Consider the following 13,659-nt stretch of genomic DNA (forward strand, 5'->3'; position numbering starts at 1 on the left):
GGAAACAAGTTAGGTGAAAGAATCTAAATGCTAAGACGTATGTTGTTTAAGATTTCTGTCTATCTGCGTCTATGTATGTGGCATACAAAAAATCACTCGATACTTTCGTCCTAATTGTATCATAATTTTTTCCTCAATTGTTAATAATTTTTTGCAGTTTTGGATTATTGAAGGAAAAAATTATTTTTTCTGGGTTTGTAATACTCAATGCTTTCTTCAGAAGACCAAAGATTCGTATTCATAAGCGAAAAGTCCAGCTTGCAAGTATCGTCTGGTGAATTGGAAATAAGCTGTTCCAAGAGCTTCACATCATTTTTTAACCCTTTAAATGAATCATACTCTCTGGACTTATTGGGCCGGCCGATATGATGCTGAATATAATCTTCAAGTGTGGAACTGCTGATATCCGAAAAACTTGTGCAGCTTGTATAATTTACACAATATCGTATAAATAAGGTCACAGCATTCTCTGCTTTCCTGCTTTTTAAAATTTGATTCTCTCTCATAACAAAATCAATTTCTCTCCGTATTGAATAGCTCCTGATTTGCTTATCATTCATTCGCTGATCAAACGGGGTTAACTCATTACTCATTCCTATGCACCCTCCATTAATAAACCTGAGCCGCATAAGCTTAAACAGACCAAATCAAATTTCTCTGGTGTAAGCACTTATTTCCTACGGCGGCCTGACGATCCTAGCATTATAAATGCCTTAGACTCACGGCTTTGCGTCCCTGCTTTTCAGCAGGTTTGCCTTTATACTGGTATATTTGGATTTTAATCCAATAGTGACTATTATACTATTGTTTTGGAATATTATCTATATTCTACATGAATTATCCTTAAATACAGATCAAAAAACCCCTGCTCATTTTCACTGCGGGGGTTTATTTTGATACGATTCTTAATTATTTTCCTGCACTCTGATCGATGATACGTCCCTCTACAGCAGGCTTAATACCAGGGTTAGCTTTTAGATACTGACTAAACGTCTCCCAGTCTGTAAAACCTGGTTCACTGACCCGGCCTTCATCGTAAGCTTTTTTAAACATCGTGTAATTGTCTCCGCCAGCTGCAGTAAACGCGTTTGTAGCTACTGAATACGTTTTAGCTGGATCAAGAGCGGTATAGTTCGTCCCATCCTCTTTCACTTCTACTTTCACGACACGCTGACCAGCAGGCTTCGTGCTGTCATACGTGAACTTCATTCCTGCAACATGAAGGAATGCTCCTGCTTCTTTCGGAGCCAGTTCTACACTATGCTCAAGTGCAGCTTTAATTTCGTCACCTTTAAGGTTCATAATTGCAAGGGAGTTCCCAAAAGGCAGAACTGTGAGGATTTCACCCATTGTCACATCTCCTGCATCAATGGATTCACGAATTCCACCGCCGTTTTGAACAGCCATTACGGTTTTAGGGTTGATGGTTTTGGCTCTTGCAAGCATCCCATCGGCAATAAGGTTTCCAAGGTTCGTTTCCTTCGTACGGACATCTGCACGAACTCCATTTAGAGCTACTTCTGATTTTGCTACCACTTCGTTTTTAACCTTATCAATAGCCGGTCTGTACTTTGTGTTAAGGACAGAAGCCGCTTCCTCATCTTCTTTAATCACAAATTGATCCCCTGATTTTTGATCAATATCAATCAGTTTGCCAGCTTGCTTAATTACCTTTCCTTTTGTGTCAAACTCTACATCAAGCACACCAAGATTCTTGCTTAGCTCACCAGTCTGAACAATAACCGTTGGCTCAGCACCTGTGTTGTCCATTACCGGTGCACTCAGCATGGTATGAGAATGACCTCCGACAATTACGTCAATTCCTTCTACTTCTTTTGCGAGAGTTACATCGTTATCTCCGCCGCCATCCTGGTAGCCGATATGAGTTAACGCAACAATTTTATTGATGCCTTGCGCTTCAAGCTGCTTAACCGCTTCTTTTGCTTCAGCAATGTAATCTTCAAATACAACATCTTTACCAGGGCTTGAAATAGTGGAAGTCTCAGCTGTCGTCAGTCCGAAAATCCCCACTCTTTCTCCATCTATATTCTTCACAATGGCCCTGTAGGCTTGCCCATCCTTCGGTTCAGCTGAAACGTCAGATCCGGCATAAGCTTTCATATTGGCATCTTTAGAGAAATCAACATTTGCACTGACGAATGGAAACTTCGCTTTTTTAACAAAGTCGGAAAGCACTACTGTTCCAAGATCAAATTCGTGGTTACCAAATGTCATTGCATCATAATCAAGAAGATTCATTAGCTCAAGGTCAGCCTGGCCTTTAAATTCGTTAAAGTAAAGCGTTCCGGAAAATACGTCTCCAGCGTTAAGAAGCACGGAATTTTTCTTTATAGCTCTCGTTTCTTTAATGGAAGTAGCAAGTCTTGGAGCACGGTCCAGGTTCGCATGCGTGTCATTTGTGTGCAAAACGGAAAGCTCAAAGTTTGTTGGAAATAGAACTTTATACTGAGTTCTCAAGTCCATTTTTTCCTTCATTAGAGCAGGTTCAAGGGAAGCATCAATTAAAGAGTAGAATTCTTTTAGCAATTGATTGTCAGGATATAGTTTCGTAAGCTCGGCTCTTAAATCAGCACCTTTCGTTTCAAGCATGCTGATAATTGCAAACATTTTATCCGCTGTTCCTTGGTCTTTAGCCGAAAGAGCAGCCTTAGCTTTTTGATGATAATCATAACGGGTCATTTCATAGGAGAAGGATTCAGTCGTCAGTTTAGCAGGCAAGACGAAGCGAGTATTCACAACTTCTCTTGATTTCGGGCCATAAACCTTTGAAACCATTTTTTCAAGCTGCATCGTTTGCTTTCTTAAATCATCGTATGCTCTTCTAAGCTCCGATGGAGACAGTACTAGAAAATCAGCTTTTACCTTGTATCTTGCACTGTCCAATTTTTCACCGTATTTAACGGCGTCAATTATGTAAGCTGCACGCAAGCGCTGAATCTCAGAGAACTCAAGACGATCGTTCATTAGCCTTTTAATGCGGGGACTGCTAAGCTTTGAAACTTCATTTCTCGCTGCAGATATGGCTTCTTTGGAGTTATTATAGCTTTTTAGAATACTAGGAGATAACAGCAAATCTCCGGATTCATCCACCTTGTAAAACGTGGATAGAGAATTGGAATAAAACTCAGCGTTCTTCACTGCTTGTTCCGCTTTAGAACTCGAAGCTGCCTGAACTGGATTGACTGCTACAACAGTGGAAGCTGCAGCTGCAGCCGCTATACTGGATTTCAAGAATTTACTCTTCGACATTATTTATGTTTCCTCCTAAAGTTTTCTAATAAGCTCCGCTAATACGCCCCCTATAAAAAACGCTTTGGGGTCAAAAAGCTTACTTATCTTTGAGTCTATCGTATTAGCGATTTTATATCTATGTTATGGATGTAAATTATTTGTTTATTTTGTAAATTGGTGTGTTTTTAGTTGCAAGACAAAAAAGCCCCGCAGAGATATCCACGGAGCCTTTTGAATTCCTTCTGGTGGTGACCGGCACCTTTTTTAAAATCTCTCCAATAAGTAATAGCCTAATACTATGAACTGAATGGGGATCATGCCTAATGTAAAACAGCCATTTGTGCAGCCGCAGCTATCCAGGCACCCATTTGTACAGCCGTCTCTTCCCCTGTCGTCAGGCTTTTTCTTCTGATGATCAGAATACTTTTGATCTTGCAGGTTCGTTCACCTCTCACGGTAGTATGTATTAAGGCTGACCCTGCCATTCGTAAATTTCCGGCTCCACGCCTCTTGTGCATGTGGATGCATGTGGGGGAATACGTATTTTTCTATATGGTTTTTTACGTCACTGGGCTTTAATGTATTACCGGAGCAAAAATGAAATAATCATACAACTTTTTCAGACTGTCTCTTTTGTTTTTTTGTTGCTATAGTTACTTGTATTTTATGACGTAAAATATTGGAATGACAATACACCTTGATGTGGAGATTCAATGCTACGCCTAACTTTAAGTTATTGATAAGCCACGACTTTTATATTTTCATTCAATTGTGTCAATCTAGTAAATATTTTGAAGTCAAAAAAAGACCCTGCTTAAAAGCAGAGTCTTTTTTATAATACTTTTAAATTAGTTAGATACAGTGATGTTAGCAGGAACAGATAGTTTGTTGCCGTTAGCATCCATGATATCTAGAGTAGTTAGAGCTTTAAGAGACAATCCTTTAGAAAGTTCTGTAGCTGTAACTGCAGGGATATCGATAGTAACTGTAGTTGCGCCAGCTGCTGTTAATGCAGAATCAACGTTGTTAGCAGTTGCTCTTGATTGTCCGCCAACAAGTACTTCAAAGTCATTTGCAGTTGTTGCAGTCTGCATTACTTTTTCAGAGAATGTAAGAGTGATTTTGTCAGTAGCAGTAAGTCTAGCAGCTGTTACGACTGGTGCAACGTTCTCTTTGAAGTTTTTAACTGCAGTGTATTTATCCATTGCTACAGAAGAACCTTTAGCTTTAACTCCTTCAACAGATACATTACGATCGCCTGTGAAGTTATTTGAGTTAGCTTGAAGAGTCAAAACAGCTTTTTGAGTTCCGTTAGCCAAAACTCCTTCAAGTTGTACAGATTCAACTACAGCACCGTCAACTTTGTAGTTTGCAGCATTGACAGCAGTTGCACCGTCAACTTCTTTACTGAATACTACTTCAACTTTGCTGTTGTTTGTAGTAGATTGATCGAACGAGTTAACTGCAACTTTATCGCTGTTTGCAGGTACTCCGTCTTTACCGCGAGTAAATGTAACTTTTCCGTTTGTAGCAGCTACGTTTGCATCGCTAGTTACGCCGCTTAGGACATAATCAAGGTTGTAAACAGCACCTTCTACATCTTTAGATCCAAGTAGAGTATCAAGGTTAACACGAACTACTTTTTTGTTGTTAGCATCTTTGTAAGTTACTGTAGTAGCAGAAAGATCAGAAGCAGCTACTGTAGTTGTAATGAAGTCTTTTACGTATGTTCCAGTCGCGTCTACAGTTGCAGCTGTAAGCGTAACATCCTTATCAAACGTCATTTCAAGGTATTCCACTTTAGATGTTGCATCAGCAACTACAGCACTTGAAACCACTTTTGGAGCTACAGTATCTTTTGTGAATGTAACAACACGGCTCATGCTGTCGCCAGCTTCTCCGCTGCGATCCAAAATGTTGCTTACAGCAACTGTAGCAGCACCATCAAGAACAGAAGAAGCAGTTACAATGTATTTTGTAGCATCTGCAGAATCTTTTACTACAGTAGTAGCAACACCGTTAACTGTTACAGTTGGAAGTGTATTTAGCTCTTCGCTGAATTTTACAGCAAATTTAGTGCCTGAAACTTGCTCAATAGTCGTTACAGTTGGTTTAGTACCATCTTTATCAGACTTTTGGAACGTTACAGTAGCAGGGTTAGGAGTAAGTAGGTTACCCGCTTTATCCTGAACACCAATCATAGTAGCTGTAATGTCTTTATTAACTGCTACTGATGAACCAATTGTGAAGACAGCTTCAGTAGCGCCATCAGCAATTGTTCCTGTGATTTGGCCAGTTACGTCAGTTCCATCAGCCAATTTGAATGTAGTTCCAGCAAATGCTTTAACTGGCTCAGAGAATTTCACTTTCACTTGTGTAGCTGAAAGCTTTTCTGTTCCTACGATTGTTGGAGCAGTTGTGTCTGCAGATACAGAAATCATTTTCTCATATTTAGTTAGAGATTTGCTATCTAGAGATTTTGCTTTATCTACTGTTACATCATAGCGTTTTCCTAGAACGTTAGCAGCTGTAACTGTAAGAGTTTTGCCGTCAGCAGAAAGTTCACCGCTCAATGCTCCAGCAGGTACTCCGTCTAATGAAACAAGTTTGAATGCATCTGTAACAAATGCTCCGCTCACTCCATCAGCAAAAAGTGTTTTAGCATCGATAGATTTGTTGAAAGTTACTTTAAGCTGAGTAGCGTTGATAGACTCAACATTAGCTACCATTGGAGTCAATTTAGCTTCGTAGCTAGCAACTACATTCTTCTTATCTGCAGCTAGAGCAGCGTTGATTTCTGTAAGAGCTGGGTACATACCCGGGTGAAGTTTGTTGCCTTCTTCTTTAATTTTTACAGATCTTTCTTCAAGGCGTTGAAGAAGAGCTACTTTAGCAGGTACTTCATCTAGTTTGTTATCAGCGATAAGCTGTTTAAGTTCTTTGTGAAGGTTGTAACGGGAAACTTCGAAAATTACAACTTCTTTAGCGATTTTACCAGGAAGAACGTATTTAGCTTGAACAGCTTTACGAGCATCTGCTCCGTAAACTTTTCCTGCAGAACGCTCAACAGCAAGAACTGCGTTAGAAACTGCATTGTAAGCAGCTACAGTTGTGTCGTCTAGTTTATTAGCTTTAACTAGAGCGTCAAGAGCAGCAACTTTCTTCTCTAGATCAGCGCCAACTTTAACAGCGTCAATGATGCGAGCAGCTTTAATGCGGTTTTGTTCAGCAGCAGCTAGTTTAGTAGCCCAAGTTCCTGTTGGCTTTACAGCTTGTGCAGCTTTAACAGCAGCAGTAGCTTCGTTGTAAGCTTTAGTGAACTCAGCAGATACCATTACTTGCTCAGCTTTCATGATTGTGTAGAAAGGCTTAAGCTTAGCTACAGCAGCCTCAGCATTTTTTACAAGAGTTTCAGCTTTAGATGCAGCAGCAGCTTGTGCTGGGTTAGCAGCTACTAGTGAGCTAGCAGCTACAGCAGCAGCAAGACCTAGCTTTACAGTGTTCTTTTTTGACATTTTGGTGTGTTCCCCTTTCAAATTGTGTTTAAGGTATTTTGTATATTGATAAACTGACAATTATGTAGACTGGCATAATCCCCAGTTACCAAAAACGAACTAATAGGTATGTATATCCTCCTATACCGTAGTAAATTATTACATACTTTGTCTGTTATTTCAACTTGAAATTATGCGAAACTAATAAAAAAGTGCTAGACAAAGGAAATACTTAGCAAGAGGAATACCTATTGACAATCATATTACAAAATATTTTAAAATGCCAGCAATTTCATGTAAATTTTTCATATTCTTTGTAAAATATTCTTAACAATGCAAAAGATACCATGGAAATTTGCTGAATGCTGTCGAAAGTTATTTCAACCCGTAATAGCTATTGTAAAGATTCAATACCGGAACCTGCAGGGTGCGGCCTTTTATAGCTACAGATCTCACATCCGCGTAATCTTTTAATCTGCTTCTCACCCATTCTACTCTTTCCCCATTTTTCGGTCCTGTATACAGGGGCAAAAGTTTCGAAATTGCTGCTGTTACATGCGGAGCTGCCATGGAGGTTCCGCTGTAAGACGCATACTTATTTGTTTGCACGGTGGATTGAATATCCACTCCAGGGGCTAAAAGGTCCAAGCCTTTTCCATAATTAGACCAAGCGGGCATTCGATAGTACTGGTCTACAGCACCAACGGCAATCGTATACGCGGATGAAGCCGGGTAATCCACTGTCAAACCTTCATTTCCGCTTGCAGCAACTATTGCTACTCCTTTATCATAGGCGCTTTTCAATACTCTTTCTGTTACTTCATCTTTGCTTGCGTGAACGCCGAGACTAATATTCATGACCTCAGCCCCGTTATTAACGGCCCACGCAATTCCAGCTGTAATATCTGAGAAATATCCGCCGTATTCCCCTTCAAATACTTTTACGACCATGAGCTTGGCATTCGGAACCATACCTGTTACGCCAAATGTATTGTTGTTGGCGGCAATAATTCCCGCGACATGCGTTCCATGCTGATCTTGTGCCGTGTCTTTAGCCGTTTTCAGAATTTCTTTTCCGTAAAGGTACGTTATTTTGGACTGCACCCGGCCTTTAAGATCCTCGTGATCGGATATCCCTGAATCAATAATGGCAATTTTGCATGCACAGTCCTTTGCATTCAATCGGTATGCCTGGGATTTCTTCACCCCCCATGGTGTCGTTTGTTTGTAGGACGCAGCTGTTGTTTTTCTGTCAATTCCGGCGCTGATAATGGCTGGGTTGTTTTTGAGCTCCTGCAGGGACTTTTCCCCTGTTAGGACCGCATAATAATGCCCATCCAATGAAAAGCTTCTGATGATGCTCCACTCTTTTAAAGAAGCAGCCAGATCGGCAGGATTTTTGGACAGTTCAACAAGATAGCGCGATGTATCGGCATTTGCCTGCGGAGCCGGTACAGCCAGCGCAGAACCAAACAATAGACAGCATATGAACAGAATCTTGACGATATTCCCCATTTTTTCACTCTACTCTCTCAAGTTAGTCGTTCTTTTCTCTTATATACTAATCGGATACCATAAAAAAAACTAGATGGAAAATTCCATCTAGTTTTGGTTCGTAATGTTTTTTCGTCCAACTGAATAATATTCAACCGGATACTGGGCTGCCTGATCAAGAGAGTAGCAGTTGCGTCCGTCAAAAATTATTGGCTCATTCATTTTCTCAATATAGTCATTGAAGGTAAGAGCTTTTACTTGGTCCCACTCAGTCACGATCATCGCAAAATCTGCTCCGGTGATTGCTTCCTCCGGGCTTTCTACATAGAGAGTCTCTGATGGCAGAAGTTTTTTCGCATTGTCTGCTGCAATCGGATCATAGGCAACGACGGTTGCTCCTTCTTTCACCAATTCATGGGCTAGCGTGATGGATGCTGCTTCACGCATATCATCTGTGTTCGGCTTGAACGCAAGACCAAGCATAGCTACGCGTTTTCCTTCCAGGGTACCGAACCGCTGCTTTGCTTTTGTCACAAGCATACGCTGCTGTTCACCATTAACTTGAATAACGGATTTCAGCAGGTTGAAATCGTGCTGAACATAGCTTGCGATTTGGACAAGCGCGCTGGTATCTTTCGGGAAGCAGGAGCCGCCGTAGCCGATTCCCGCTTTCAGGAATTTGCTGCCGATCCGGTCATCGAGTCCCATGCCTGCCGCAACATCCTCTACATCTGCTTCAAGCTTTTCGCAAAGGTTGGCAATTTCGTTGATGAAGCTGATTTTCGTCGCTAGGAATGCATTGGATGCATACTTGATCATTTCCGCGCTGCGGATATCCGTTTTGAAAATTTCAATCCCGAATGGGCGGTTAATTTCCTCTAGAAGAGCCGCTGCCTCTTCGTTATTGGATCCAATGACGATCCGGTCACCTTCAAACGTATCCTTTACAGCGGATCCTTCACGAAGAAATTCCGGATTGGAGACAGAGTGAACCTTGTAATCCTCTTTCAAATGCTCTCTTACAATCGACTGCACGCGCTCATTTGTTCCAACTGGCACGGTGCTTTTTGTTACAACGACCACATCATTTTCAATGTTGTTCGCAATATCAATCGCTACCTGCTCAACAAAGCGAAGATCTGCCTGGCCATCTTCACGCTGAGGCGTGCCTACAGCAATATAAATGGCTTTAGCACCGGCAAATGCTTCTTTATGATTCGTAGTAAAATGCAGTCTTCCCCGGTCAATGTTCGCTTTCATCAATTCATCAAGACCCGGCTCATAAATGGGAGATAAGCCTTGTCTCATGCTTTCCACTTTTTTTTCATCGATATCGACACAAGTTACGTCATGGCCGATTTCAGACAGACAGACGCCCGTTACCAGGCCGACATACCCTGTCCCAACTACTGCTATTTGCATGATGTCAGATCCTCCAAATTGCTGGTCTCTCCAGCAGGTTTACTTTTTCACTACCTCTTCCAGATAGCTGTTCACTTGATCTCTCAAATCATCGCGCTCAAGGGCAAAATCTACAGTTGCTTTAATAAACCCAAATTTGTCGCCGACGTCATAGCGCTGGCCGTCAAAATTGTATGCGTAAATTGGCTGGCTTTCGTTCAATACCTTTAGTGCATCTGTCAGCTGAATTTCTCCGCCGGCTCCCGGTGGCAGCTCCTCAAGAATGCTGAAAATTTCAGGTGTTAAAATATAGCGGCCCATAATGGCATAGTTAGAAGGTGCTTCTTCTCTCTTCGGCTTTTCAACCAATGTATGTACAGAAATCATTTTATCTCCATTCGGCGTTTCCTGCGGAGCGATGATTCCGTATTTGGATACATCCTCATCAGGAACCTGCTGCACTCCAACGACACTGCGCTGATGCTGATCAAAGGCATCAATCAGCTGCTTCGTGCACGGAACTTCCGAACGGACAATGTCATCACCAAGCAAAACGGCGAAAGGCTCGTCGCCAATAAAACGGCTTGCACAGTTAATCGCATGGCCCAATCCCTTAGGCTCTTTTTGGCGGATGTAATGAATGTTGGCAAGGCCGGAGATTGCCTGAACCTCTTTCAGAACCTTGTCTTTCCCTTTTTTGGCAAGCGTTTCTTCCAGCTCATAGGATTTATCAAAATGATCCTCGATCGCGCGCTTTCCGCGTCCGCTTACGATAATAATATCTTCAATACCTGAGGCAACCGCTTCTTCAATAATGTATTGAATCGTTGGCTTGTCTACAATCGGAAGCATTTCCTTCGGCTGTGCTTTTGTAGCAGGCAAAAAGCGTGTACCTAAACCTGCAGCTGGAATAATGGCTTTTCTTACTTTCATAACTACAATCCCCCTGTAGAAATATTAGTTTTTTCTCATATACTTTTTAACTGATGTTAGAGCATATCCAGTAAAGCACACAATGGAATATGGAAGACTAAGCTTCTCTACTTCCCGGTATACCTTCCAGTTTTGTTTAGCGGCTTTCAGCTTGTTGCTTGATATGGATCCCGGAACAAGCCGATAATACCCTAATACCTCTTGCAGGCCATACGCTGTATATCCCTGTTTAAGGATGGAAAGCCATAAAGCTAAATCCTGTCTGGTTCTAATATTAGGCATTTGAATTAAACCTGTTTTCTCTAAATCCACTACAGCAGTTAAACAGCCGATGATTGTATTTTTTAGAAGTCCGTGATATCCAATGCTGTCCGGAATATCGATGACTTTATTTAAGATTTCTCCATCTTCCTGCATTAGCTGATACTTCGTAAAGGTAAACGCATAGTCATTCTCTTCCATAAACCGAATCTGCTTCTCCAGTTTTTCCGGATGCCACAAATCATCGCTGTCCAGGAAGGCTGCGTATTTTCCTTTGGCCATTCTGAGCGCGGTGTTTCGCGCAACCGCTGCTCCGCCATTTTCAGCGAGTTCAACCAGCTGAATGCGCGGATCTTTTTCGGCAAAGCCTCTAATGTACTCGCGTGAGTGATCCTTCGAACAATCATCCACAATGAGCATTTCCCAATTCCCGTAAGTTTGAGCCTGTACAGAGCGGATCGTATCACCGATGGTCTTCGTGCTGTTGTAGGAAGGCGTAATAATCGAAACGAGGTGCTTTTCCACTTCGTAATTACCTTCTTTCTAATGTTCTGTCGTATATGTCTGACATGAGCTCCGCATTTTCTTCCCAGCGGTATAAAGAAAGGACATGCTGTCTTCCCTTTTTGCCCATCTCGATTCCAAGCTCTGGCTCTTCAATAAATAGCTTCATTTTTTCGGCCAGCGCTGTGCTGTTTTTCGTAGGTACGATAAAACCGGTTTCTCCGTCCTTTACAACCTCAGGCAATCCGCCGACGTTAGCGACGACAACCGGCACCTCGCACGCTTGAGCTTCAACAGCCGCTACTCCAAAGCTTTCACTGTCCAGTGTTGATGGAACAAAGAACACATCAAAGGAATTGATCAGCTCCGGCACTCTGGCATGCGGTACTCTTCCGTGGAAAACGGTTTGCGAATCAATGCCAAGCTTTTTTGCAAGAGCCTGGTATTCTTCAAGCTTCGGACCAGGTCCGACAATTTCCAGATTGGTCATTTCAAAAGCTTGGGGCGGTACCATTTGCTTAAGCTCCGCGTAAGCCTCAAGCAAATAACGAATTCCGTACTTTTCTGCCATCGTTTTAACAATCCCGAATGTTACTTTATCATCGGGCTTGCGGTTTGGCATCGGCTTGAATTTTTCCATGTCCACTCCGAACGGGGTCACGTCGATATGCTTGTCTGTATACTGTGCCGTCACTTCTTTCATAACATGGCTTGTAGAACCGATGACGTCAGCCTTGCTTAAAGCATATTTCACCATGTATGTATTTAGTTTGCCCTCTTTTGGAAAATCATATATATCCATGCCCCATACAGAGATCATATACGGATGGAAGTTGGTCATAGCACCAACCAGACCATAGCTTGATACGTAATGGCTATGCAGAATATCAGGCTGAAAACTCTGAAGCTGCTTCTTAATTTCAGGTACAGTCAGAAAATAAGAAAGCTTGTTGGAGAATTTTAGCTTCAAATAATGAGTTTGTACGTTAGGCCACTGGGAACGATCCTCATGATCGGTATGGCTGTCAAAGCTGATATTTAAAACTTGATATCCTTTGTTATTGTAAAAATCCAGCCACTTTTTCGTGTGGACGTTATTTGCTGGAGCTAAAATGGCAATCTTCATTTTCTTCACCTCTTATTTACGGATGGCTGTCAGATCGTACACAACCTTCTGAACTCGTGCATCCCAGCTGTTTTTTTCAAATGCATGTTCCTGGATGGATCGGACGAGCTCCTGATGAACTTCCGGTTTCAATGCTTGATGAACGGCCTCTGCAAAATCCTGCTTGTCCACTGTTGAAACGATTCCGAATTGATTATCTTCAAGGAACCTCGCATGCGCATCACAGTTGGTCGCAACAACCGGCAGACTGTAGGAAAGGTATTCAAACAATTTAACCGGCATGGCAAAATCATGATACGTATTCTTTTCTCTAGGGATCAATGCAAGATCTGCTCTTTTGTATACTTCCTTTAATTCATCTCCGGACAAATGCTGGATGGAAATCCAAGGCTCATCCTGGAATTTTTGCACTTCAGGGTACTTCTTAAATTCACCTTCACGGCATATGAATTCAAGCTTAACGTTCACTCCGCCTTCATTTAACAAACTGAATGCTTCAAGCATGGTTAAAATGCCAACGGTGTCTGTAATACCGCCTACATAAACAGCTGTTGGTACGGAACTAGTGTTATGCTCCAAGGCAGGCACCTGTTCCATTCCAGGAGGAAGTTCGTCGAATTCCTTTTCCCATTTTACAAAGCGGTTCATTTCTAATGAAGGAAGATACATTTTATCCACTACTTTATGATACGTGCTGAGCTCTCTTCTGTAAATATTTCTCATAACCGGGGTTAAAAATTTATAACCGAACGGCGGTACGTACATTTCATCAAACTGCCAATAGACGTCACGGTAGAAACAGCCAATCGGAACGCCGTTTTCCTTTAGCTTTTTCCAGAAAGGAAAATCCATTCCAATTCCGCGGGGAACATGGTCCTTATCTGTGAGCCAGTAAGGCATTGTGCTGTTTTCCATATAGCAGAATACAGCATCCTTTACATCGTGGTTTCCCAAGTACTCACGAATTCGTTCTTTACGGTCCTTTGTTTGGCCTGAGATGACGATGATTTTAAGATTTTCTTTTTCCCCATAACGGGTAAAGGCTTCAACTAAACGTTTCGGCCGGACTCCCGAACCGCTTTTAGGGTTTTTTTGAAGCTCATATGGAAAGTAAACGATGGCGTGTTTCATGATAATCTCCTCTATGGTTACGTTTTACTCTATTTGGTTTTACTCACTCGTGCTTGAACTATA

The 13,659-nt window shown here is 41.9% G+C and carries 9 protein-coding genes and 1 riboswitch; all 9 genes read right to left on the bottom strand.

All coding sequences use genetic code 11. The features are described from left to right. Window positions 1-164: 164 nt before the first annotated feature. Entirely contained in the window at window positions 165-593 is a 429-nt protein-coding gene (locus tag WCV65_RS18975) for a swarming motility protein SwrAA (protein ID WP_338778672.1), read from the bottom strand. Window positions 594-678: 85 nt separating this feature from the next. Further along, a riboswitch (cyclic di-GMP riboswitch) is annotated at window positions 679-766 on the bottom strand. Window positions 767-909: 143 nt separating this feature from the next. Continuing rightward, window positions 910-3,270 (bottom strand): 5'-nucleotidase C-terminal domain-containing protein, encoded by a 2,361-nt coding sequence (locus WCV65_RS18980; protein ID WP_338778674.1) that lies wholly within the window; start codon window positions 3,268-3,270, stop codon window positions 910-912. An 830-nt stretch (window positions 3,271-4,100) separates the two neighbouring features. After that, window positions 4,101-6,767 (bottom strand): hypothetical protein, encoded by a 2,667-nt coding sequence (locus WCV65_RS18985; RefSeq protein WP_338778675.1) that lies wholly within the window; start codon window positions 6,765-6,767, stop codon window positions 4,101-4,103. A gap of 354 nt (window positions 6,768-7,121) precedes the next feature. After that, window positions 7,122-8,261: a S8 family serine peptidase gene (locus WCV65_RS18990; protein WP_338778676.1), complete on the bottom strand. Its 1,140-nt coding sequence runs from the start codon at window positions 8,259-8,261 to the stop codon at window positions 7,122-7,124. 87 nt (window positions 8,262-8,348) lie between these two features. Continuing rightward, on the bottom strand, window positions 8,349-9,662 hold the full coding sequence (locus WCV65_RS18995; protein WP_338778677.1) for a UDP-glucose/GDP-mannose dehydrogenase family protein: 1,314 nt from the start codon (window positions 9,660-9,662) through the stop codon (window positions 8,349-8,351). A gap of 39 nt (window positions 9,663-9,701) precedes the next feature. Then, window positions 9,702-10,574, bottom strand: a complete 873-nt coding sequence (gene galU / locus WCV65_RS19000; protein WP_338778679.1) for a UTP--glucose-1-phosphate uridylyltransferase GalU — start codon at window positions 10,572-10,574, stop codon at window positions 9,702-9,704. A gap of 24 nt (window positions 10,575-10,598) precedes the next feature. Beyond that, a complete protein-coding gene (locus WCV65_RS19005) occupies window positions 10,599-11,360 on the bottom strand; it encodes a glycosyltransferase family 2 protein (RefSeq protein ID WP_338778681.1) in 762 nt (253 codons plus the stop codon). Window positions 11,361-11,367: 7 nt separating this feature from the next. Then, window positions 11,368-12,465 carry a glycosyltransferase gene (locus WCV65_RS19010; RefSeq protein ID WP_035404869.1) on the bottom strand — a complete coding sequence of 366 codons (1,098 nt, stop codon included), beginning with the start codon at window positions 12,463-12,465 and terminating at the stop codon, window positions 11,368-11,370. 12 nt (window positions 12,466-12,477) lie between these two features. After that, the gene (locus tag WCV65_RS19015) at window positions 12,478-13,596 is read right to left on the bottom strand and encodes a glycosyltransferase family 4 protein (RefSeq protein WP_338778684.1); all 1,119 of its coding nucleotides are present in this window, start codon (window positions 13,594-13,596) and stop codon (window positions 12,478-12,480) included. Window positions 13,597-13,659: the final 63 nt, after the last annotated feature.

The sequence above is a fragment of the Metabacillus sp. FJAT-52054 genome (assembly GCF_037201815.1).
In the GTDB taxonomy this organism is placed as follows: Bacteria; Bacillota; Bacilli; order Bacillales; family Bacillaceae; genus Metabacillus_B; species Metabacillus_B sediminis.

What these genes read in the sequence shown, in the direction of transcription:
- WCV65_RS18975 (WP_338778672.1), bottom strand. Translation starts at nt 593, where the DNA reads ATGAGTAATGAGTTAACCCCGTTTGATCAGCGAATGAATGATAAGCAA.
- WCV65_RS18980 (WP_338778674.1), bottom strand. Translation starts at nt 3,270, where the DNA reads ATGTCGAAGAGTAAATTCTTGAAATCCAGTATAGCGGCTGCAGCTGCA.
- WCV65_RS18985 (WP_338778675.1), bottom strand. Translation starts at nt 6,767, where the DNA reads ATGTCAAAAAAGAACACTGTAAAGCTAGGTCTTGCTGCTGCTGTAGCT.
- WCV65_RS18990 (WP_338778676.1), bottom strand. Translation starts at nt 8,261, where the DNA reads ATGGGGAATATCGTCAAGATTCTGTTCATATGCTGTCTATTGTTTGGT.
- WCV65_RS18995 (WP_338778677.1), bottom strand. Translation starts at nt 9,662, where the DNA reads ATGCAAATAGCAGTAGTTGGGACAGGGTATGTCGGCCTGGTAACGGGC.
- galU (WP_338778679.1), bottom strand. Translation starts at nt 10,574, where the DNA reads ATGAAAGTAAGAAAAGCCATTATTCCAGCTGCAGGTTTAGGTACACGC.
- WCV65_RS19010 (WP_035404869.1), bottom strand. Translation starts at nt 12,465, where the DNA reads ATGAAGATTGCCATTTTAGCTCCAGCAAATAACGTCCACACGAAAAAG.
- WCV65_RS19015 (WP_338778684.1), bottom strand. Translation starts at nt 13,596, where the DNA reads ATGAAACACGCCATCGTTTACTTTCCATATGAGCTTCAAAAAAACCCT.